The sequence below is a fragment of the Prochlorococcus marinus str. GP2 genome (assembly GCF_000759885.1).
Lineage (GTDB): Bacteria > Cyanobacteriota > Cyanobacteriia > PCC-6307 > Cyanobiaceae > Prochlorococcus_A > Prochlorococcus_A marinus_J.
This window is the reverse complement of sequence record NZ_JNAH01000005.1, coordinates 53,864-76,073: the sequence shown is the minus strand read 5'-3', so window position 1 is coordinate 76,073 and position 22,210 is coordinate 53,864. Positions and strand designations below refer to the sequence as shown.

Below are 22,210 nucleotides of genomic sequence, written 5' to 3'. Positions count from 1 at the left end.
AGTGAAAAACTTTTTTATAATTTTTTTTGGTTTTTATGGTTTATTTTTTAATAATGGTTTAAAGGCAGCAGAAAAAATAAATATTAAGTTTGAAGAGATGAAAATCCCTTTTACTATAGAACAATTATCAAAAATAGAAAAATACAATGATGATTCAACAGAATTAACAGATTGGTTAAAAAAAAATGGATTAATAAGATTTTTTGAATTATCAAAATTTTTAAAATTTCCAGTTTTCAAGGAAGAAGGACTAAATAGAGAGGTTTTAAGAAGTTGGATAGGGCGTAAAATTCTTACAGAATTGAGCAAAACCATTAGAGTTCCAAATGACAATGATGGGATAGAAATTTTTAACACCATAGAAAATTTATTAGATGAAAAAAAAGAAATTTCTACTTTAGACATTATTAAGGCATTACCATCAAAAGAAATTTCACTAGATATTGATAATTTAATATTAATAATTTCATCTTGGAAAAAAGAATTATCAATTCAACAAGACCTTATATCTAAATTAAATAATTTCGAAAGTACAAACCAAAAGATATTTAAAAATACTGAAAAAAATTTAAATCAAGATCTTATAAAGATTAATAAAAAAATTTATGCTTCTCACCGAGAATTTCCTTTTGAAGTTGAATTCTGGAAAGGCAATAAAGTAAATGACGATAAAGAACTGATAATTTTTATGCCGGGACTTGGAGGCGAAATTAATAATTTCAAATGGCTAGGCAACGAATTGGCTAGAAGGGGTTGGCCAATAGCATTCATAGAACATAGAGGAAGTAATTTAAAAGCAATTACTGAAGTACTAGAGAGAGGAGCTTCAATTCCAGGGGGTGTAGACTTTTTCTTATATAGAATTAAAGACTTAGATGCTGTTTTAAAAGCTCATGAAAATGGGGAATTTGGTTTACTTAATAATTCTTATATTTTAATGGGACATTCACTAGGTGCTTTAATTGCGCTGTTATATGAGGGCAAAAAACCAAACGACCAACTTTATGAAATATGTAATACGGCATTAAAAGACTTTGCAATAACAAATTTATCAAAATTACTTCAATGTCAATTGAGCGATATACCATTCCCAGAGAAAAATAATGATAATAAAGCAAGTGCAATAATAGCTTTTAATGCGTTTGGAAGTTTAATATGGCAAAAAGAAAATAGTGCTGACATTAAGATACCAACTCTCCTTATAGGTGGGACATATGATCTTATTACCCCTTTGATGAATGAACAATTTAGTGTTTTTACTGCCTTAAATAACCCATCAAATAGGTTTCTAATTATTGAAGGAGCAAGTCATTTCTCTCCAATAAGAATAAATAAAAATTTTAAAGAAAATAATGACGTCTTCAAAATAAGAGAATCTTTTATTGGTACAAATCCAATACTAGTACAAGATTTATCTGCAAAATTTATAGTCAAATTTTTAGAAAGTATTAAAATCCAAGAGGTCCCTACAGTAATTAAAAACCAAAGAGATTTGGGACTTGATTTCCATCTTTTAGATCTTGAAAATATAAAAAAAGTTTCTAAAAATTAGTACTCTATTCTTGGATCTAAATAGGCAATTAGAATATCAACAAAGAGATTCAAAGAGACTATAAGCATAGAGGTAAAAATTACAATGCCTTGAACCAAGGTATAGTCCCTTTGAGAAATTGCTTCATGTAATCTTAAAGCAATCCCTGGCCATGAAAAAGTTACTTCAAACAATAGAGCACCCCCAGCTAATGAAGCTATTGTTAATCCAGAAATAGTGATGATTGGTAATAGAGCATTAGGTAAAGCATGATTTAAAAATATTCTTTTCCTAGATATTCCTCTACATATGGCGGCATTAACATAATCGCTTTTTAATGTCTTATCCAAATTGACTCTTAATGAACGGCTGAATATACCACTTAATAAAAAGCCAAGGGTAAAAGAGGGAAGTGCGAGATGATAAAGACTATCTTTCAAAGCAATAATATTATTTGAAAGAATACTATCTAGAACTAGAAAACCTGTAATTTGAGGTTGTTGCTGAAATATTGGAAATCTTCCTCCAATAGGGGAAATATTAAAAAATACAGAAAATAATAATTGCGCTAACATTGCTCCCCAAAATGGAGGGATCGCATATGTAGCAATCCCTAATATTCTCGCAATATAATCAGTCTTTTTCCCTCTATTTCTTAAGCCAATTAATCCCAATGGGAATCCTATTAATATTGCACTTAATATTGAAAAGAATCCAAGCTCAAGACTTGCAGGCAATGACTTAATAATAATATTTAGGACTGGCTCTTGGGTACTAAGAGATTGGCCAAAATCTAAGTGCAATATATTTTTAATATATGAAAAATATTGATTTATTAAAGGTTCATTTAGCCCCAATTTATTTCTTAGAAATTCCCTAGAAACCTCATCTGCACCAGATCCAAGTATGGCATCTACAGGATCGCCAGGCGCAACTCTTAATAAAATAAAAACTAATGAAGAAATTACCCATAACATTATCGGTATTAATGAAATTTTTAATAAGGAATAATTTATAAGTTTATTTAAATTTCTACTCATTAATTAACTCAAGATCACTCAATGAAATTATTCCTGCACCATTAAAAATAGGTTTTGATATTTTATTTTGTGACCATGCTTTTTGAGAAGATAACCAAATAGGAATATAAGGTATTGAACTTGCTGCTATTTTTTCAATTTCAACAAGTTTTTCTAATCTTTTAATTCCACTTATTTTTTCACTCTCAAGGAATAAACTTTCCACTCTATTAGATCCCCAAAAACTACCGCTATAAACTGACTCCCCATTTTTACATATGCTATCAACTATTTCATTACAACTTAATAGAGGGGTAAGATAGGCCTCTGGATCTGAATAAGCCCCAGTCCAATCGAGAAGAACTGCCGTATAAATTCCTAAACTTAGATTCTTATAAACTGTTGTAGATTCAACCCCATTGAGTTCAATGTCAATACAATCTTTCAAATAACTTTTAATTTCTTCTTGCCATGTCAGAGCAATAAGCTTGTCAGCTGGTACATTCGATCTATAAGTAAGAGGTATTTTTAAAATATTTCCATTACAAAAATTTTCTTTTTGCAATAGCCTTCTCGCTTCTAAATAATCATATTTAGGCCACAGTTCTTGATTATTCTTTTTTAATATCGGAGGAATAATTGATCTGGATGGCTTCCTTAATCCATAACTTACTTTCTCACTAATCAATTTTCTATTAAGACTTTTTGCCAAAGCCATTCTTAAATTAAGATTATTTAATGGATAAGAACTAGTTTTAAGGCTTATAAAACTTAATTCAGTAAAAGGGCTATTACCTTCATTAAATTGTTTATTTCTGCTTAAATTATTTAAACTCTTTATCTGACTATCATCAATTGAATTTGATAAAAGCACGTCAATTTGTTTACTTTTTAAAGCCCCAAAAAGAGAAGATGAATTTGAATATCCCACAAAATTAACGCCATTATTTAAGGGCTTTTCACCCCAATAATTCAAATATGGATCAATTGATTGAACTTCATTAGAAAAACTGGTCAGCACATACTTTCCGGCACCAACGAATTTTTCATTTAGAAACTTATCAGAATATTCTTTATAAAATGTAGGAGATATTGGAGTTAAATTTACTGAGGTAAGTAACCCATTTAAAGAACTTGATGGTTTATTCAAATTTATTATGACAGTATATTCACTTGGCGTTTCAATTGATTTAATCTTATTTCCTAGAATATAATTCATCGTTCCTATTCTTTTGAATCTATCAAAGGTAAACTTTATAGCATTTGAGTTAAATGCTGTTCCATCGTGAAAAAAAACATTATTTCTTAAATTAATAGTTATTTGAAGTCTATCCTTTGAAATAATTGGCATCCCTGAAGCCAATTCAGGGATTAATTCTCCATCAGAATTTAATTCATATAATGTGTCTCCTAGAGAACTAATTAATTGAATTGCTTTAAGAGTATTTGCTCTAGCTGGATCTAAAGATTCAATTTTTCCAGAACTTGCTACTGTGATTTTTTTAGATATTTTTTTTGAACCGCAAGAACTCTGTAAAAAAGAAATTAAAATAATAAATATTGATAAAAAAACTTTTTTTTTCATATTTTAAAATTACTTAATTTTTCTGAAGAATTATTTGAGCAGAAAGTTTGCAAGGTTATTTGACTTATTTCTAAAGCAAATGTTTTTTTAGAATTACAAGCAAAAGGCCACTCTCTCACCCAACAAATTTCTTTACCTATATTTAAACCAATTACTTGAAAAGTCTTATTGCTATTTTTAATTTTTACACAAGCACCTTTATAAAGGTTTTGAGAAAAATTTAAATTATTATTTTCATTATTATCTAATAGTTTTGAATGAATCATTAAGGCGCTTAAACCAAACACTTACTCTCTTCGGTTTACCAAGCTATAAAGAAATTTGCAAACTATTTTTTTAAATACAACTTAATTGACTTGCAATAATTTTGACTTCATTTAGGGAATTTATTTCATCTTTCGATCTCTCAAAATCTCCATTATTGACCTCATGAGTAATAACGACAATTTCAGCGTTGTCCTCACTTGCATCAAGTTGAACAATTGATTCTATTGATACATTATTCTTTCCAAAAATATCTCCAATCTTTCCTATAACACCTGGACTATCAAGACAAATAATTCTAAGGTAATTTTTTTTATTTATTTGTAGAGATTCGATGATATGACAGTTTCTCCAGAAATAAAAAGATAATAATGGATCGATTGAATTATTATTTTTTAATGAGGCGGCATGCAGATTTAATATATCTGATACTACTGATGCAGCAGTTGGGCCACTCCCTGCTCCTGGCCCATATAACATTATCTCTCCAAGAGGATCAGCCTCTATCAATAAGGCATTATTAACTCCCTTAACTGTTGCCAATGGATGAGATTTTGGAATCAAAGAAGGTCCTACCCAAATATTCAAAGCGAGTGAATCATTACAATTAATTCCTCCCCTTTCGGAGAATGCTAAAAGTTTTATTTCAAACCCTAATTTATTGGCATATTCGATATCCTTTAGATTAATTTTACTAATGCCCTCAGTATGAATCTCCTCTCTTTTGATTTTCCCTCCAAATGCAAGTTCACTAAGAATTGAAATCTTATCAGCAGCATCATGGCCCTCAACATCTGCAGTTGGATCAAATTCTGCATACCCAAGGCTTTGGGCCAGTTTTAAAGTCTCCTTATAATCAGCTTTTTCATTCGTCATCTTTGAAAGAATAAAATTTGTTGTGCCATTTATTATCCCAACCATTTTTTTTATGCTATTACTCTTTAATGATCTTTTTAAGGGTTCAATTATGGGAATCCCCCCGCAAACTGCCGCCTCTGACAATACATAAACTCCCTCTTTAGATGCAGTTTTATATATTTCTTCTCCATATCTTGCAATAACTGCTTTATTTGCTGTTACTACAGATTTACGTAATTTTAATGATTCCAGAATAATATCTTTCGCTAAATCAACCCCGCCCATTACTTCAACAATTACATCTATAGAGGGGTCATTAACTAATTTAAATGGATCATCAGTTAATAAATTATTATCTAGCTCAATATCCCTTTTTTTATTAAGATCTTTAACTGCTATTTTTGCAATTTCTATTTCTTTTAGTATTGGATGTGAATCGACCTCAGAACTTAATATTTTATAAATCCCTGAACCTACAGTTCCAAAACCTACAATCCCAATTTTGCATTTTCTCATTTTTTATTTCTTTTAACTTTGAGTTTAATTTTATATTATTAGGCCTACAAAAATTCATTGGCTTGAGACTGCATTTTCAATAAAATGTTTAAAAAACCATTTGATCGTGAAGGTGTTAAGCTTGCTTTCAAACCAGTATCTTCTATAAATTTCTTATCTATTTCAACAACTTCATTTGGTGTTAACTCATTTAATCCACTTATTAGAAAGGCCAACAAACCCTTTGTTATGAGTGCATCAGAATATCCTTCCCAAAATAATTTACCAGCCTTAATAGTTGCCTTAACAAAAACTTCTGAAACGCATCCCTCAACTTTATTTTCTTCAACAAGGATTTCACTATCTGGTTCTTTCATTTTTTTGCCTAACCACAAAATGTATTCATATTTTCTTTTTGGATCTTCTGATTTCTTCAACTTTTCTACTAATTTTGATAATTTATTGTATTTTTCCTGATTTTCCATTTTTTAAAACTATTAATTAATCACTTTATGAATCTTCTATTATACAAATATTTCTTTTTCTGTGATAAAGCCAGATAAAGGAATATCCCACTCAGCTCTGGTTAATGGCATCGTACTTACACAATTAGAAGTTAATACTCCAATGCATGGAACATTTCTCCAATCATTATTTCTCCTTAATTTATCAAAATAACCTCCTCCATAACCTAATCTTGTTAAATTTTTATCGACGGAAAGACATGGTACAAATATCAAGCTTATCTGCAAATGACTTAATGGGGAAGAGTTATTTGGACTAAGTATACCCTCATAATCTTTGGTAAGAGGTTTTTCGTCCCATGGATAAAATAACAACTCTTTTTTATCTTTACATCTAGGCAAAGCTAAAGTAAATTTTTTCTTGAGACTTCTTATATCAACTTCATTTTTTAGAGGCCAATATATGCCTATATAACCAACATTTTTATATCCCTTAACAAATGAATCAATATATAATTTTACATTTTTTTCTACATTTTCTCTTTGATTAAGAGAAATTCCATCTCTTAGTTTTCTAAACATATCCCTCTCCAATTTCTTATTTTCAAAGATTGTCATATTAAATTTTCAGTTAAAGCCATCCTCATTTAGTTTTGTGAGTGCTATAGCCAATGCATCTGCTGAATCATCAGGTTTTGGAGGATTTTTAAGATCTAAGTTATACATAACAGCATCAAGAATATCTTTCTTAGATGCCTTTCCAGACCCAGCAATTGTTAATTTTATCTGAGCAGGTGAATACTCACTAACATGAATTTTTTTAGAGGCCAATACCATCATAATCACGCCTCTAGCCTGCACCACACTAATGGTAGTGCTTGACCTGTAAAAGAAAAATTTTTCTACTGCCGCTGCAGTTGGGTTCCAATGATTTATTAATTCATTTAGATCTTGGAATATCTCATAAAGTCTATCTTCTTCTTTTTTATCTTTACCTGTCTCAATAACGCCGCAATCTAATAATATCTTTCTTTCATTTTCTATCTCTATTATTCCATAACCAACTCTAGCTAATCCAGGGTCAATCCCAATTATTCTCACTGTTATTAAGCTTCAGCAGACAATTGAAATTTTGAAAGATTATCTTTTACATCTAAATCAAATACTTTACAAAAAGCTTGAATAACTCTTTCACCTGAATCAACTTGTTCTAAGGGATCTTTTCTAAGTCTATGTCTTAAGGAACAAGAAATAACCCTTGCTATGTCATCTTCTTGCACTTCAGTTCTGCCCTCAAATGCTGCAATTGCCCTTGCAGACCTATTTGTAACAATATCTCCACGTAAACCATCCACATCTAGTTCCCCGCAGATTGCAGAAATATTTAATCTTAAGTCATCATCCATTTGAACAGAATTTAATATTTCTTGTGCTTTAATAACTTTTTGTTGAAGTTCATCCTGTTGTTTTTCAACACTCAATGAAAACTCATCAGGATTATCATCAAAAGAAGTTCTTTGATCAACTACTTGAACTCTTAATTCAGCATCTCTAACTGTCTTAACTTCAACGCTCATTCCAAACCTGTCCAATAGTTGAGGCCTTAATTCACCTTCTTCTGGATTTCCTGAACCAATTAGGACAAACCTCGCAGGATGTCGAACTGAGACCCCCTCCCTTTCAACTGTATTCCATCCAGAAGCGGCCGAATCTAAAAGTACATCAACTAAATGATCATCAAGTAAATTCACTTCATCAACATATAGCAAACCCCTATTAGCTTTTGCTAATAGACCTGGTTCGAAAGCCTTGACACCTTCGCTCAAAGCCTTCTCTATATCAATGGTTCCGCAAAGCCTGTCTTCAGTAGCTCCTAAAGGCAAGTCAACCATAGGTACTTGTTTTTGAATACTCTCTAGATTTTCTCCTTGAGTAATTTTTTCCAAAACTTCTTTACTTTGTAAATCAGGATCGACTAGTGAACTATTATATGGATCGTCTTTAACAACATCGATTGCTGGCAACAAATCAGCTAAGGCTCTGATTGTAGTAGACTTTCCAGTGCCTCTATCACCCATTATCATCACACCTCCAATTCTTGGATCAATAACATTTAACAAGAGAGCCAATTTCATTTCTTCTTGACCAATTACTGCTGTAAAAGGAAAAACTCTTCTTTTCTTTGTTGTAGGCACAGTTTTAGTTTTCTTAAATATTCAAATAATCAATAGATGCTACTTCAGAAAATGTTTTTAGTAAATATCCCTATCAAATTAAAACAAGAAGTGAATAATAACTAATCAAATTTATACTTACTTATTTTTTTTTGAACTGTTCAAAAACCAGTTTATTTGATGGACAATTCCTCTTAAAACATTTATTTCATGCGTAGATGTATTTGCCCTCAAAATAAAATTCTTAAATTTACTGATTTTTGCCTTGGAGGTATGTTTCAAGAGATATCCAACTTGCAAAAGCATTTCCTCTATCTCTATAAATGTATTATGCACTTCTTTCGATGATGCCAATTTAAAAACTTTTAATTCATTATTTAAATTCTTTTTAGAAGATTTATTTAATTCATACAAAACTATTGAAACAGCGTGAGAAAGATTTAATGAAGGATTATTCTTAGAAGTTGGAATATTAAAAGTTTTATTTGCTAGAAGCAATTCACTGTTAGTTAAACCTCTATCTTCTCTTCCAAATATAATTGCTAAATTATTTATCTTCTTAAATGATAATGTCCAATCAAATATATCTTCAGAAGATACAAAAAATGAATCTTTATTCACATCAATCCTTCCACAAGATGCTAGAACCAAATCACAATCAAAAATTGCTTTTTGAAGATCATTAAAAACCTTACAATGTTTAAGGAATTTTTGACCTTTAAGAGCCATTTTCTTTGCTTCTAAAGAAAATATGTCGCATTTAGGCGAAACAATTCTTAATTCATCAACTTCAAAATTACTGCATAATCTAGCAACGCTTCCTACATTTAAAGGGCCATTTGGTTCAACTAAAATTACTTTTAAATTAGAAAAATTTTTTCCCAAAATCATTCAAGGCTATGCAGATATTTTAATAAATTGGACATATTTACAGGATCAATTTCAAAACTTGGCATAGGAGGTGTCAGGCCTCCAGTAACCTGTTTTATTATCTCTTTATCATTCAAACGTTGTGTTATTGAGTGTAAGTCTGGGCCCACTAAACCTCTTGCTGTAATTCCATGACATCCAACACAATTTATCTTAAAAAGAGCATCTCCTTCCTCAGCAGAGCCATTAAGCTCAAGAGTTTCAATAATATATTTGTTATTTTCATGATGATTAACGAAAAATATTGAGAAACAAATCAATAAAACTCCAAATACAACAAAAACAATTTTTAAGAATTCTCTCTTAAAATCTCTTTCTGCTGCAGTTGATGAAGATGTTGACACAAAAAATAATCTCTATGTAACAATTGTGAATAAGAAATTCAAAAAAGGCAAAAAAATGATCGAGCCTCTTCTATGTGGAATTGTTTTAGGTTTAGTTCCAATAACTCTTCTTGGATTATTCGTAAGTGCATGGAATCAATACAGAAGAGGTTCAGGGATGCTGGACATTGATTAAAAATGTTAATCTTGACTGCCCATAATTCCTTATATCTATAGTTTCCCACAGAGTACTTTTTTTAATAAATAGATTTGGAGAATGTTCACAAATAACTGTTGAATCTTTTTTTAAAAGATTACAATTAAATAATTGATTTAAAACTAATTCATGGGAATCAGCATCGTATGGAGGATCTAGATAAACAAAATCAAATTTTAATTTGTTTAAATCCATATTTCTAGATGATAAGTTTCTTTCATAATTAGGTTTTGTCCATTTCAAAACGTCTTTGCAAATAACTTCTATATCTTTTCTCCTATTCTCTATATTCTCCAACGAGAGTAAATTTTCTAAGCAAATTTTTGAGTTAATTTTGTTTTTTTCAATTGCGATTATTTTGCTTGCCCCGTGATTATAGGCTTCACAAGATATGGCCCCTGTTCCACTAAATAAATCTAACCAGTTACTATTTTCAACTCTTTTGTTCAATATATTAAATATGGCCTCTCTCACTCTCAAAGTTGTAGGTCTGGTATAAGAATTATTTGGACTTTGGAGTTTTTTACCACCTATTAATCTTAAATTAGTCTTCATCCCTAAGCATATGTTATTGAATATTACTCAGCCATCTTCTCAAAAGTTTTTCACCAGTTTTTCCAGATTTTTCCGGATGAAATTGACAGGCCAATAAATTATCATTCTCAATCATTGCAGTTAATTTTTCAGAGCCATAATCAACCTGAGCTGCAATAATATTTAAGTCATCTGGGATTGCATGATAGGAATGTACAAAATAAACCCAATTATTTAATTCTTCAATCCCAAATAAAGTATTTTTTTTTGTAGGTAAAAGTTGGCACCAACCCATGTGTGGGATTCTTTGGTTAACTATATTGGGTAATTTTTGTATTTTTCCTTTTAAAATTCCCAACCCTTGAACTTTTCCTTCATCACTAGATTCAAAAAGGAGTTGGAGACCTAAACATATCCCAAAAAAGGATTTCCCACTTTTAATCCAATTTTTCAAATCAGTTATCAAGTCAGTATTTATGAGATTATTCATCGCGGGGTCAAATGCTCCAACCCCAGGAAGTATTAGCGCCTTACAAAGCTTGGAATCATTAAAGTTTTTAATTAATATAATTTCTTCTCCAAGACTTTCTAGAGATTTTGTTACAGAATGTATATTACCCATTCCATAGTCTATTAGTCCAATTTTATGCAAAGCTTTTAAATTTATAAATGCTTAGTTAAAGTGCTAGAAAGAGTTGCTTTTGGCACAGCTCCAACAACGGTATCAACCTTTTGACCTCCTTTAAAGATCATTAATGTAGGAATACTTCTAATTCCGTACTGACTGGCTACATTTGGATTCTCATCTGTGTTTAATTTAAAAACTTTAATTTTTCCTTCAAAGTCTTTTGAGATTTCTTCTACAACTGGAGCGACCATCCTACATGGACCGCACCATGGGGCCCAAAAATCAACCAATACTGGTAGATCACTTTGCAGTACATCCTTGTCAAATGAAGAATCAGTTACGGCTGGAGCTGATGACATAATTTAAGTATTCCTTTTTGAAAATTTAGCAGGCAATTCTTTTAAGTGATGATTTCATTACAGATTAAATAATATAAGTAACAAAATGTCTAAAAAAAGCCCGATTAAACGGGCGATTTAGTGTGTGAGGAGTATGGGGTTTCCCCCATCATTTCATAATAACTCCTAATTAGAAAATTTTTCAAATAAATACTTAATTCACTAAGGATTTATAATTTTGCTCTAGGTGAACTACTTACCCATCCCAAGCTGCTGAGCTTTTTGATAAACCTTACCTTCTGTAAGAAGCGATGGTGCGATAACTATTTCAACTTCTTGCATTTCTTTAATATTTTTTGCCCCAAGAGTACTCATTGAGGTTCTAATGGCTCCTAATAAGTTATGTGTTCCATCATCAAGTAAGGCAGGACCTTTAATTATTCTTTCTAAGGATCCTGTAGAACCAACTTCAATTCTTGTGCCTCTTGGCAAAACTGGACTTGGAGTAGCCATCCCCCAGTGAAATCCTTTACCTGGAGCGTTGGAGGATTTAGCTATTGGGGATCCAATCATTACAGCATCTGCCCCACATGCTAAACATTTACAGATATCTCCGCCAGTAACAATTCCTCCATCACCAATAATAGGGATATAACGACCACTTTCTTTAAAGTAATCATTTCTTGCCGCACTACAATCAGCAATTGCAGTTGCTTGAGGGATTCCAATTCCCAATACTCCTCTTGATGTACATGCCGCTCCGGGTCCTATCCCAACCATCAATCCTGCAACTCCAGCATCCATGAGAAGTTTTGCAACTTCGTAAGTAACACAATTACCTGCTACAACTGGGACATTCATAGATTGACAGAGATCTTTAATATCTAAGGTTTCCTTACCTTCCATACCAAGATGTTCAGTGGAAACAACTGTTCCTTGAAGAAAAAATAGATCTATTTTGGAATCGTTAAGTGTTTCTTTAAACTTAATGGCAGCTTGAGGAGTCCCACTAAAAGCTGCTATACCTCCTCTTTCTTTAACCTCATTTATTCTTTGTACAATCAATCCCTCCTTGACCGGTTCACTATATATTTTCTGCATTAATGGAACAAAATCATTCTTCCCTACTGATGCTATTTGATTCAATATTTCATCAGGGTTTTCATATCGTGTTTGTACTCCCTCCATATTAATAACCCCAAGGGCACCTAATTTTGTGAGCTCTACAGACGTATTGACATCGACAACACTATCCATGGCACTAGCGACGATCGGAACTTCTCTTTTGAAATCACCTATTGACCAAGAAGGATCAGTCAAATCGTAATCAAGTGTTCTATTACCAGGGACTAAAGCTATTTCATCGATGCCATAAGCCCGTCTGACTTTTTTATTTAAACCAAGTTCAATATTCACGGTAGTTTTCTTTTATTCTGATTAAATTAACAACTAAAGGGGTAATAAGCCAAGGTTTATTCAAAAACAACAGGTTTTATTTTGATTTGTGTGTAAATGTAAGTATTTGGGAATTAAATAAATCTTTTTTTTTATTCATTATGACAATCAGCGATTATTATTAAAGAAAGGATTTTTGTATGTCTGATATTTTAGATTCCGACAACTCAGGATTAAGCGAAAATAACGACCGAATTATTCAGACTGACCTAAGAAATGAGATGTCTCGTTCATATCTTGAGTATGCAATGAGCGTTATAGTTGGTCGTGCTCTTCCAGATGCAAGAGATGGATTAAAACCTGTTCACAGAAGAATTCTTTATGCAATGTATGAACTTGGCTTGACTAGCGGTAGACCATACAGAAAATGTGCAAGAGTCGTAGGAGAAGTACTCGGTAAATACCATCCTCATGGCGATACTGCTGTTTATGATGCTTTGGTTAGGATGGCTCAGGATTTCTCTATGAGGATGCCACTCATAGATGGCCATGGAAACTTTGGTTCTGTTGATAACGACCCTCCAGCAGCAATGAGATATACAGAATCTCGTTTACAGTCTCTTACGGATGAAAGTTTATTAGAGGATATTGAATCTGAAACTGTAGATTTCGCCGATAACTTTGACGGTTCTCAGCAAGAGCCAACAGTTTTACCTGCTAGGATCCCTCAACTACTTCTAAATGGATCATCTGGAATAGCAGTAGGAATGGCAACTAATATTCCACCTCATAACTTAGGGGAATTAATTAATGGTCTTAAATCAATAATCAATAACTCTTCAATTGAAGATAGTAAACTTTTTGAGATAATTAAGGGTCCTGATTTCCCCACAGGTGGTCAAATCTTAGGCAGAGACGGTATTAAAGAAACTTTCAAAACAGGAAGAGGGTCAATAACCATGAGAGGGGTAGCAAATATTGAGCAAATTAAATCCATTGGTAGAGCAGAGAAAGATGCAGTAATAATTACAGAGCTTCCATTTCAAACCAATAAAGCGGCTTTGATAGAAAGAATTGCTGACTTAGTTAATGAAAAAAAATTAGAAGGTATTTCTGATATTAGAGATGAAAGTGATCGAGATGGGATGAGGATTGTTATTGAACTAAAAAGAGATGCCTACCCACAAGTAGTTTTAAATAATTTATTTAAGTTAACACCTCTACAAAATAACTTTAGTGCAAATATCCTCGCTTTAGTAAAAGGAGAGCCCACAACACTTTCTCTCAGGAAAATGTTAGACGTATTTCTAAATTTTAGGGTTGAGACAATAAGACGAAGAACAACATTTTTATTAAAAAAAGCAGAAGAAAGAGATCATATTGTAAAGGGTCTTTTATTAGCCTTAGATGCTATGGATCAAATTATAAATCTAATAAGATCAGCGAAAGATTCAATATCAGCTCGAGAAAAATTACAAAAAGACCACAAATTATCTTCCATACAGGCAGATGCAATTCTACAGATGCAGTTAAGAAGATTAACAGCACTTGAAGCAGATAAAATCAAAGGTGAACATAATGAGTTAACCCGAAAAATCAACCTTTATCAGCAAATATTAAATAGTAAAGAAAGAATTTTTGAAATTATTCTTGAAGAACTTAATAAAATTGATGAAAGATTTTCTTCTCCAAGGAAAACAGAAATACTAGATTTAGGCGGAGGATTAGATGATATTGATCTTATAGCTAATGACAGATCCGTAGTTCTATTAACTGAAGCAGGTTATTTAAAAAGAATGCCTGTTAATGATTTTGAATCTACCAGTCGTGGTTCAAGGGGTAAAGCTGGCACAAAAACCAAAGAAGATGATGACGTGAAATTATTTATAAGCTGTAATGATCATGATACTCTTTTGCTTTTCAGTGATAGAGGAGTAGCTTATGCTCTCCCAGCATATAGGGTTCCTATGAGTAGCAGAACAGCAAAAGGGACTCCATCAGTTCAACTTCTCCCAATTCCAAGAGAAGAAAAAATAACTTCTCTAGTTGCTGTGGATTCTTTTGTTGACGATCGTTATTTATTAATGCTAACAAAAGCTGGTTTTATAAAAAGAACTGCACTTTCTGCTTTTTCAAAAATTCGCTCAAATGGACTAATAGCAATTAATCTTGAGGATGGAGATGCCCTAACCTGGGTAAGATTATCAAAAGAAGACGATAGTGTTTTAATTGGATCTAAAACAGGAATGGCGATTCATTTCAGACTAGATATCAATGAATTAAGACCACTTGGTAGAACAGCAAGAGGAGTTAAATCAATGAACTTAAGAGAAGGAGACAATCTAGTTTCTATGGATGTTTTAACATCTAATTTGGTTGATCAATTGGCCAAAATCGAGGAACTCACAGAAGATCTTGATGATAATGTTGAAGAAAACTCTTCAGATGGTCCATGGGTATTGATAGCCAGTGCATTCGGACTGGGAAAGAGAGTACCTGTAGCTCAGTTTAGATTACAAAAAAGAGCAGGCATGGGTTTGAGAGCAATAAAATTTAGAATTAAAGATGATCAGCTAGTTTGTTTGAAGGTCCTTGGCGAGGGAGAAGAATTACTACTTGTGACAGAAAAAGGCGTAATAGTAAGAACAAACGCAGATAAAATCTCTCAGCAATCGAGGGCAGCTACAGGAGTAAAATTACAAAGATTAGATGACGGTGATCATTTATCTGAAGTGGTATTGGTACCTCGTGAACAAATAGAGGAAAAAGACCAACCTAGCTCAGTTGAAGAAAATTAAAAGGCTTATGGTTAGCTAAATAACATGGAAATACTTGATATTTTAATTTTAGGTTCAGGTCCTGCCGCATTATGTTTAGCTTCAGAATTAGCCAAGCAGGATCTAAATATTAAGGGAATATCTACAAAATCTCCAAATGAAAAATGGGAGAATACATATGGTATCTGGGCATCTGAATTAGAAGAATTAGGGTTAGAGTCCTTGTTATCTCACCGATGGTGTAAAACAGTTAGTTTTTTTGGAGATGGGGAAAATAAAAAAGGGGATACTCCGACAAAACACAACTATGATTATGGTTTAATAAATCAAGAAGCCTTTCAAAATGAGCTTTTAAAAAAATGTAAAGGGATTGAATGGTTGAATGAAACAGCAAAAGACATTAAAGAAAAAAATAAACTATCTGAGGTAATTTGTTTTTCAGGTCTCAAAATAAAGGCGAGATTAGTTATTGACGCAAGTGGTCATAAAAGTAATTTTGTAAAAAGACCAGTTCAAAATGAAATCGCTCAACAAGCTGCTTACGGAATTGTAGGTAAATTTACATCACCTCCTGTTAATAAAGAACAATTTGTTCTTATGGATTTTCGTCCAAATCATTTAAACAATGAAGAAAAGTTATCATCTCCTTCCTTTCTTTATGCAATGGATCTAGGCAATGAGACTTTTTTTGTTGAAGAAACTTCATTAGCTAGTTATCCTGCATTATCCCAGGAAAATCTTAAAAAAAGACTTTTTAAAAGACTTAATAGTAAGGGTATTGAGGTAAGTGAAATTTTTCATGAAGAGAATTGCCTTTTCCCCATGAATTTACCCCTCCCATTTAAAAAACAATTTGTACTTGGTTTCGGAGGAGCTGCAAGTATGGTTCATCCTGCATCAGGATACATGGTTGGATCTTTATTAAGAAGGGCTCCACTCCTTGCAGAAAAATTAGCAATCTTTTTAAAAGAACCTCATCTAAGTTCACTAGAGTTAGCTTCAAAAGGTTGGGAAATCCTATGGCCTTACGAATTAACACAAAGGCATAAACTTTACCAATACGGTCTAAGAAGATTGATGAGTTTTGATGAGAGTAGATTAAGAAGCTTTTTCTCAAATTTCTTTAAATTATCAACCAATGAATGGGTAGGTTTTCTTACTAATACACTTCCACTTCCAAAACTAATTTACGTGATGAGTAAAATGTTTATAAATTCACCTCTAAAAGTAAAACTTGGAATGCTTAAGTTAAATTAGTATTTTTATTTTCGCCAATCATCAATATTAATATCTGGGAAAAGGTTATCTTCTTCCTCAATATCTTCAAGAAATTTTAAATTAATATTAGAACGTTTTTTAATCATATCAACCAATTTCCAGAATCTAAACAAGTGTCTTTCTATTCTCTCTTTTGCTAGTTCGGTTGTCGTTCCAGCTCTTAGGATAAAACTCCAATCAGAGGATTCAGAGAGAAGTAATTCTCTTGCTGCCTGCTTTAAAAGTCTTGGAGATAAATCATTATTAAAATTTTTAGAGCATAAATCAATAAAAGTTGCGCCTGCTTTTGTGATTTCTGGAACGATCCATGCATTTGAATCATTAATCCAGTAATTATGGAAACCTCCTTGACCCCAACTTGATGGAGATGGATCACAAATTTGAAGACTTGGCTTTTGGAGTAAGAATTCTTTTAAGCTTGTAAGCTTAATTGAATATTTACTTGAATTCTTTAAAATATTTTCAATAAAAAAAGGTCCTTCATACCACCAATGACCAAATAACTCCGCATCAAATGGAGCTACCAATAAAGGCTTAAAGGAAGAGGATAAAGTTATTTTTTCTAATTGTTTTAATCTCGCAAGAAGATATGCGTCAGCATGTTCTAAAGCCTTTTTTTTGGCTTCATTTTCTAAGTAAAAATCCTTTTCCCCTAATGGCAATTTATTGTCAGTAATCTTATGAAACTTTAAACCCAGGGGTCTTTTGGTTGAAATACCTTTCTTTTGGAGCTCAGAAATAGGTAGTTCCCAGCCTAAATCTTTATGAAATTCCCTATAAACTTTGTCGCCAGGGAATCCATCTTTGGCAGACCAAACGGGCAAGGTTGACTCACTATCTCTTCCGAAGAATGCAACTCCTTTTTTTGAGCAGATTGGTGCGTATACACCGTACCTAGGCCTTGGTGTGGAATTTAAAATTCCATGACCATCTAATATTGCGTATCTAATACCAGAATTAAATAGTATTTCATCTAAATTTTCATAATATGCACATTCAGGTAACCAAATACCTAAAGGCTTAGTTCCAAAAATATTTTCATGACTCCTTATGGCTGTATTAATTTGACCTTTAACAGTTTCAGGATTCTCCCTGAGAATTGGCAAATACCCATGTGTAGCTGCACAAGTAAGAATATCCAAATTTCCAGAGTTATTCAAAACTCTAAACTTCTCAATTAAATTTCCAGAACATTTTTCCCAATATATGTTTGTTTCATTAAGATTTTTCAATAAAAATGCAGAGAAATTTTTTTCTTCATGTGGCAGTTCATTTAAAAAATCAATCCTTGTTTTAATCCAGCTAGGGAAAGTTTCTTGAATTTGTTTATTATCTAGAAGTGATAATAAGGTTGGAGACAAACTAATGGTAAGTTTTGTATTTAAAGGATTTTCATTTTTAGAAGTTTCTATTGATTGAAGTAATGGTATATAACATTCCAATATGGCCTGAAATAACCAGTCCTCTTCTAATGAATTTTTTTCATTTTTTCTGACATAAGGAAGATGAGCATGTAGAACTATCGCTAACTGGCCTAAAATATTTTTTTGGTATTGCCCATTCATACTTCTTGCTAATTTAAGACTGAAATTATATAAAAATCAAAATTAACCTTTTATAAAAGTAGACTTTAATCTTAAAAGAATACTTTATATTTAAAGTTTTTTATTTTTTTTTTCAGAATTTTAACCAATATTATTAAGTAATAAGCATGCAGTGAGTTTTATTGTTGAATAAAATCTAGTCAATTTTTTTTTATTAGCTTAATATAAGATTATTGATTCCTACTTAATGTCCAAAGATCCTGGAAGAATATTGATCTTTGATACAACTCTTCGAGATGGAGAGCAATCTCCTGGTGCCAGTCTCAATCTTGAAGAGAAGCTTGCTATCGCTCATCAATTAGCGAGACTAGGGGTAGATGTTATTGAGGCAGGATTCCCTTTTGCAAGTCCTGGAGATTTTAAAGCTGTTAATAAAATTGCTGATGCTGTAGGGAAAGAAAATGGTCCAATAATATGCGGTTTAGCTAGAGCTTCCAAAGGTGATATAAAATCATGTTATGAAGCAGTAAGTCCAGCCCCTAAGAAAAGAATACATACTTTTATTGCAACAAGTGATATTCACCTTAAACATAAACTTAAAAAATCCAGAAAAGATGTTTTGCAAATTGTTCCGGAAATGGTTAATTATGCAAAATCATTGGTAGATGATATTGAGTTTTCTTGTGAAGATGCCTCTAGGAGTGATCCTGATTTTTTATATGAAGTAATTCAACTAGCAATTTCTGCAGGGGCCACAACAATAAATATCCCTGATACTGTTGGATTTACAACTCCTAGTGAATTTGGTAAATTAATTGCCGATATAAATAAAAATGTTCCAAATATTGATGAGGCAGTAATCTCGGTTCATGGTCATAATGATTTAGGTTTAGCAGTTGCCAATTTTCTTGAGGCAGTAAAAAATGGAGCAAGACAACTAGAATGTACGATTAATGGAATTGGTGAAAGAGCCGGGAATGCCTCTTTAGAGGAATTAGTAATGGCATTACATGTTAGGAAAAGCTTTTTTAATAGTTTTTTCAATAGGAATCCAGATTCACCTACTCCTCTCACAGCCATAAGAACAGAAGAAATAACAAAAACCTCTAGGCTTGTTTCCAACCTCACTGGAATGACTGTTCAACCTAATAAAGCAATTGTGGGAGCTAACGCTTTTGCACATGAGTCGGGCATTCATCAGGATGGGGTCTTAAAAAATAGGTTAACTTATGAAATTATTGATGCAAAAACTGTTGGTTTGAGTGACAACAAAATATCATTGGGAAAACTTAGTGGAAGAAGTGCTGTAAGAGCAAGATTAGAAGAGATGGGGTATGATTTGAGCAGGGAAGACTTAAATGATGCTTTCGCACGTTTTAAGGATTTAGCTGATAGGAAAAGAGAAATTACTGATAGAGATTTAGAAGCAATTGTAAGTGAACAAGTACAGCTTCCAGAAGCAAAATTTCAATTAAGTCTTGTACAAGTAAGTTGTGGCAATGCATCTAAACCTACAGCCACCATCACGCTTTTAAACACGGAAGATCATACTGAGAATACTTCTGTATCAATAGGTACTGGACCTGTTGATGCTGTGTGCGAGGCTTTAAATAAATTAGCTAAAGTTCCTAATGAATTAATTGAATTTTCTGTAAAGTCGGTAACTGAAGGTATTGATGCTTTGGGCGAAGTAACAATAAGAATAAGAAGGAATAACAAGATATATTCTGGCCACTCTGCTGACACGGATGTTGTAGTTGCTGCGGCTAATGCTTATGTTAATGCTTTAAATAGGCTTATATTTTCTGAGAAAAAAAATTCAATTCACCCACAATTTGATACTTTAGAAAACTCCGAGAAAACATCCCTATCTAATCCCGCAAATTGAATAATTTCTTAGGATTATTAAGTAGAACTAAAAATAGCCTCTTAATACTGTAGATTTAATAAATAGTTAAAGTAGTAAATAATGAGAGAAAGGCTACTAGGATATTGGGCACTTTCGTGGGTTGGATTGATCAGCAATATAATTGCACTTCCGATAATCGCATTAATAATAAGTTATGGACCTCCACTAAAAGTCGCAAATATAACTCTTGCTATAAGTCTCGGATGGCCTGCTGCGATCGTTGGAATAGTTTCTTCAGCAGCTCTTCTTGCAGAGAGAAAATGGGGAGTAACTTTAACTCTAGTATCTCTATCAATGGTAATTTCTGGTACGGGCCCTTATTCAGTAGTGAGGCTCATAACTCTTCAAGACATTTTTGGTATTGGTGGGTTTACTCTTTTAATAACATTATTGAGTACGTTAGCTCTTCTATATTGGTGTAATCCAAAACATCGAAGAAGTATTAGGCTATAAATTAAAAATTAAGAAAAAGTATTATTATTAGTAGTTGGATATTGAATTCTTCTATGTCTAATTCTTTTCCATACATTTAAGAATGCCCTTTTTATTAAAAAAATTTCTCCCTTAGATAAATTACTATGATCTAATTGACCATCTTTTTGTCTAGAAAAAATAATTTTAGATATTATTTCTAAAGCTTCGCTATCAGATGCACTAATATCCATAGCTCTTAATGCTGCTTCACATCCATCAGCTAGCATTAAAATAGCTGTTTCTTTTGACTGAGGAACAGGACCATTGTATCTAAAATCATTTTCATTAATCTTCATATTTTTTTCTTTAGCCTTATGAAAAAAATAACCCATTTTAAGAGTACCTTGATGTTCTGGAATAAAATTAACTATTGGTTTTGGTAGTCTATTTTTTCTTGCATACCTTAAACCTTCATCAACATGTGCCTGTAATACCTCTGCACTTCTTAAAGGATCATCTATTTCATCATGTGGATTATTTGCACCATCTTGATTTTCAATAAACCAATTAGGGGCATGTAATTTACCAACATCATGATATAGTGCTCCAGTTTTAACTAGATCAACATCACCACCAATCATTCTTGTTGCTTCTTCTGCTAAACCACATATAAGTAAGGTATGTTCAAAAGTACCAGGAGCTTCTATAGACAATCTTCTTATGAGAGGTTTCTCTTTATCAGCCAATTCTAGTAATCTAGCTTTAGTTAATAGTCCAAATATTGACTCAAAAATTGGAATAAATAAAATAGTAAAAAGCATTACTATTGCCAATAACAAAGAATCTGAAAATATTTCGCCATTTGCAAAAACAAATTCTTGCTTTTCAATAAGAGATATTTTATCTTCACCTATTAATATCCATTGACTAAAGAATGATCCTATGGGAAGAAAAATTGATAGTTGAAGTAACTGTGCTCTACTTCTTATTCTTCCTCCAAGTACTGATACTACAGAAGCGCAAACTAATAAAATAAAAAATAAATTATTATTAATAGCAACTTGTGGTTCAGGCCAAATAAAACTTGCTATTGATACCCAAGTTAAAGCCGTTATGCTTCCCAATCCTTGAGATATTATTAATGCTGGTGGAATTATCAAAGATAATGGACTTATGGTTGAAACTAAGACTAATTTTGCAGCTTGCACTGCCAAAAGAAGAGTAATGACTAAGATGATCTGTATTGAAGAAATTGTAGGATTCTCTTTTTTAGAAACTAATATCAAAATCCAGGAGCTAATAAGTGCTTCAGTAAATGTCAAAAGCCAAGAAAAAATATCTGAGATACTTAGAGGAGAAATAAGAAGTAATTTATAAGAAGAAATTATTGAAATTAAAATGCATATTAAAAAAATTATGAGATTATCAATCTTTGAAATTCTTGTTGGATTCTTAAGTGGAACTTGACTCCTTTTCCACAGATAAAACAATTTTCTTACGGACGTTGTAATGTTTTGCACAGATTATAAATAA

General features: G+C 32.1%; 22 protein-coding genes. 6 read left to right on the top strand and 16 right to left on the bottom strand.

Features of this window, described 5'->3' with window-relative positions; all coding sequences use genetic code 11:
* Window position 1 precedes the first annotated feature (1 nt).
* Window positions 2-1,552 (top strand): alpha/beta hydrolase, encoded by a 1,551-nt coding sequence (locus EU91_RS03365; protein ID WP_032524629.1) that lies wholly within the window; start codon window positions 2-4, stop codon window positions 1,550-1,552.
* Here the strand turns inward: EU91_RS03365 and EU91_RS03370 are convergent.
* The 10 genes from EU91_RS03370 to EU91_RS03415 form a co-directional block, all read right to left on the bottom strand.
* Window positions 1,549-2,571, bottom strand: coding sequence for an ABC transporter permease (locus EU91_RS03370; RefSeq protein ID WP_032524628.1), 1,023 nt, complete (start codon window positions 2,569-2,571; stop codon window positions 1,549-1,551). The genes EU91_RS03365 and EU91_RS03370 overlap by 4 nt on opposite strands.
* Complete coding sequence (locus EU91_RS03375) at window positions 2,564-4,135, bottom strand: ABC transporter substrate-binding protein (RefSeq protein ID WP_032524627.1); 1,572 nt, start codon at window positions 4,133-4,135, stop codon at window positions 2,564-2,566. Before EU91_RS03375 ends, EU91_RS03370 begins: the two co-directional genes overlap by 8 nt.
* Window positions 4,132-4,401 (bottom strand): hypothetical protein, encoded by a 270-nt coding sequence (locus tag EU91_RS03380; RefSeq protein ID WP_193741616.1) that lies wholly within the window; start codon window positions 4,399-4,401, stop codon window positions 4,132-4,134. The genes EU91_RS03375 and EU91_RS03380 overlap by 4 nt, the downstream gene beginning before the upstream one ends.
* 70 nt (window positions 4,402-4,471) lie before the next feature.
* Window positions 4,472-5,773: a homoserine dehydrogenase gene (locus EU91_RS03385; RefSeq protein ID WP_032524625.1), complete on the bottom strand. Its 1,302-nt coding sequence runs from the start codon at window positions 5,771-5,773 to the stop codon at window positions 4,472-4,474.
* Between the two features lie 44 nt (window positions 5,774-5,817).
* The gene (locus tag EU91_RS03390; protein WP_032524624.1) at window positions 5,818-6,237 is read right to left on the bottom strand and encodes a SufE family protein; all 420 of its coding nucleotides are present in this window, start codon (window positions 6,235-6,237) and stop codon (window positions 5,818-5,820) included.
* 39 nt (window positions 6,238-6,276) lie between these two features.
* Complete coding sequence (locus tag EU91_RS03395) at window positions 6,277-6,834, bottom strand: 5-formyltetrahydrofolate cyclo-ligase (RefSeq protein ID WP_032524623.1); 558 nt, start codon at window positions 6,832-6,834, stop codon at window positions 6,277-6,279.
* A gap of 9 nt (window positions 6,835-6,843) precedes the next feature.
* Entirely contained in the window at window positions 6,844-7,317 is a 474-nt protein-coding gene (gene ruvC / locus EU91_RS03400) for a crossover junction endodeoxyribonuclease RuvC (RefSeq protein ID WP_032524622.1), read from the bottom strand.
* A 5-nt stretch (window positions 7,318-7,322) separates the two neighbouring features.
* Entirely contained in the window at window positions 7,323-8,411 is a 1,089-nt protein-coding gene (gene bchI, locus EU91_RS03405) for a magnesium chelatase ATPase subunit I (protein WP_032524621.1), read from the bottom strand.
* A gap of 117 nt (window positions 8,412-8,528) precedes the next feature.
* Window positions 8,529-9,281 (bottom strand): RNA methyltransferase, encoded by a 753-nt coding sequence (locus EU91_RS03410; protein ID WP_032524620.1) that lies wholly within the window; start codon window positions 9,279-9,281, stop codon window positions 8,529-8,531.
* Window positions 9,278-9,664, bottom strand: a complete 387-nt coding sequence (locus tag EU91_RS03415; RefSeq protein ID WP_032524619.1) for a c-type cytochrome — start codon at window positions 9,662-9,664, stop codon at window positions 9,278-9,280. Before EU91_RS03415 ends, EU91_RS03410 begins: the two co-directional genes overlap by 4 nt.
* Before the next feature lie 55 nt (window positions 9,665-9,719).
* On the opposite strand from EU91_RS03415, the gene petG reads away from it, so the two are divergent.
* Entirely contained in the window at window positions 9,720-9,839 is a 120-nt protein-coding gene (gene petG / locus EU91_RS03420) for a cytochrome b6-f complex subunit V (protein WP_011376619.1), read from the top strand.
* Here petG and rsmD read toward each other — a convergent pair.
* The 4 genes from rsmD to EU91_RS0108690 form a co-directional block, all read right to left on the bottom strand.
* Window positions 9,816-10,415, bottom strand: a complete 600-nt coding sequence (gene rsmD, locus EU91_RS03425) for a 16S rRNA (guanine(966)-N(2))-methyltransferase RsmD (protein ID WP_032524618.1) — start codon at window positions 10,413-10,415, stop codon at window positions 9,816-9,818. The two genes, petG and rsmD, sit on opposite strands and share 24 nt — an antisense overlap.
* Before the next feature lie 13 nt (window positions 10,416-10,428).
* The gene (gene hisH / locus EU91_RS03430) at window positions 10,429-11,046 is read right to left on the bottom strand and encodes an imidazole glycerol phosphate synthase subunit HisH (protein WP_032524617.1); all 618 of its coding nucleotides are present in this window, start codon (window positions 11,044-11,046) and stop codon (window positions 10,429-10,431) included.
* A gap of 11 nt (window positions 11,047-11,057) precedes the next feature.
* A complete protein-coding gene (trxA, locus tag EU91_RS03435) occupies window positions 11,058-11,381 on the bottom strand; it encodes a thioredoxin (protein ID WP_011376622.1) in 324 nt (107 codons plus the stop codon).
* A 231-nt stretch (window positions 11,382-11,612) separates the two neighbouring features.
* Window positions 11,613-12,776, bottom strand: a complete 1,164-nt coding sequence (locus tag EU91_RS0108690; protein WP_032524616.1) for a GuaB3 family IMP dehydrogenase-related protein — start codon at window positions 12,774-12,776, stop codon at window positions 11,613-11,615.
* Window positions 12,777-12,955: 179 nt separating this feature from the next.
* Between EU91_RS0108690 and gyrA the strand changes: the two genes are divergently transcribed.
* Window positions 12,956-15,553, top strand: coding sequence for a DNA gyrase subunit A (gene gyrA, locus EU91_RS03440; protein WP_032524614.1), 2,598 nt, complete (start codon window positions 12,956-12,958; stop codon window positions 15,551-15,553).
* A gap of 24 nt (window positions 15,554-15,577) precedes the next feature.
* Complete coding sequence (gene crtL / locus EU91_RS03445; RefSeq protein WP_032524613.1) at window positions 15,578-16,789, top strand: lycopene beta cyclase; 1,212 nt, start codon at window positions 15,578-15,580, stop codon at window positions 16,787-16,789.
* Window positions 16,790-16,794: 5 nt separating this feature from the next.
* Here the strand turns inward: crtL and EU91_RS03450 are convergent, their stop codons facing one another.
* Window positions 16,795-18,375 carry a glycoside hydrolase family 57 protein gene (locus tag EU91_RS03450; protein ID WP_032524612.1) on the bottom strand — a complete coding sequence of 527 codons (1,581 nt, stop codon included), beginning with the start codon at window positions 18,373-18,375 and terminating at the stop codon, window positions 16,795-16,797.
* 226 nt (window positions 18,376-18,601) lie between these two features.
* Here EU91_RS03450 and EU91_RS03455 point away from each other — a divergent pair, with 226 nt between their 5' ends.
* Both EU91_RS03455 and EU91_RS03460 read left to right on the top strand, forming a co-directional pair.
* Window positions 18,602-20,242, top strand: coding sequence for a 2-isopropylmalate synthase (locus EU91_RS03455; protein WP_032524611.1), 1,641 nt, complete (start codon window positions 18,602-18,604; stop codon window positions 20,240-20,242).
* Between the two features lie 81 nt (window positions 20,243-20,323).
* The gene (locus EU91_RS03460) at window positions 20,324-20,716 is read left to right on the top strand and encodes a hypothetical protein (protein WP_032524610.1); all 393 of its coding nucleotides are present in this window, start codon (window positions 20,324-20,326) and stop codon (window positions 20,714-20,716) included.
* Window positions 20,717-20,724: 8 nt separating this feature from the next.
* On the opposite strand, the gene EU91_RS03465 is transcribed toward EU91_RS03460, so the two are convergent.
* On the bottom strand, window positions 20,725-22,197 hold the full coding sequence (locus EU91_RS03465; RefSeq protein WP_032524609.1) for an HDIG domain-containing metalloprotein: 1,473 nt from the start codon (window positions 22,195-22,197) through the stop codon (window positions 20,725-20,727).
* Window positions 22,198-22,210 lie beyond the last annotated feature (13 nt).

Coding starts and splice junctions, on each gene's coding strand:
- EU91_RS03380 (WP_193741616.1), bottom strand. CDS start 4,401: ATGATTCATTCAAAACTATTAGATAATAATGAAAATAATAATTTAAAT.
- trxA (WP_011376622.1), bottom strand. CDS start 11,381: ATGTCATCAGCTCCAGCCGTAACTGATTCTTCATTTGACAAGGATGTA.
- gyrA (WP_032524614.1), top strand. CDS start 12,956: ATGTCTGATATTTTAGATTCCGACAACTCAGGATTAAGCGAAAATAAC.
- EU91_RS03455 (WP_032524611.1), top strand. CDS start 18,602: ATGTCCAAAGATCCTGGAAGAATATTGATCTTTGATACAACTCTTCGA.
- EU91_RS03370 (WP_032524628.1), bottom strand. CDS start 2,571: ATGAGTAGAAATTTAAATAAACTTATAAATTATTCCTTATTAAAAATT.
- EU91_RS03460 (WP_032524610.1), top strand. CDS start 20,324: ATGAGAGAAAGGCTACTAGGATATTGGGCACTTTCGTGGGTTGGATTG.
- crtL (WP_032524613.1), top strand. CDS start 15,578: ATGGAAATACTTGATATTTTAATTTTAGGTTCAGGTCCTGCCGCATTA.
- EU91_RS03410 (WP_032524620.1), bottom strand. CDS start 9,281: ATGATTTTGGGAAAAAATTTTTCTAATTTAAAAGTAATTTTAGTTGAA.
- EU91_RS03390 (WP_032524624.1), bottom strand. CDS start 6,237: ATGGAAAATCAGGAAAAATACAATAAATTATCAAAATTAGTAGAAAAG.
- rsmD (WP_032524618.1), bottom strand. CDS start 10,415: ATGAAGACTAATTTAAGATTAATAGGTGGTAAAAAACTCCAAAGTCCA.
- EU91_RS03395 (WP_032524623.1), bottom strand. CDS start 6,834: ATGACAATCTTTGAAAATAAGAAATTGGAGAGGGATATGTTTAGAAAA.
- petG (WP_011376619.1), top strand. CDS start 9,720: ATGATCGAGCCTCTTCTATGTGGAATTGTTTTAGGTTTAGTTCCAATA.
- EU91_RS03375 (WP_032524627.1), bottom strand. CDS start 4,135: ATGAAAAAAAAAGTTTTTTTATCAATATTTATTATTTTAATTTCTTTT.
- EU91_RS03385 (WP_032524625.1), bottom strand. CDS start 5,773: ATGAGAAAATGCAAAATTGGGATTGTAGGTTTTGGAACTGTAGGTTCA.
- EU91_RS03450 (WP_032524612.1), bottom strand. CDS start 18,375: ATGAATGGGCAATACCAAAAAAATATTTTAGGCCAGTTAGCGATAGTT.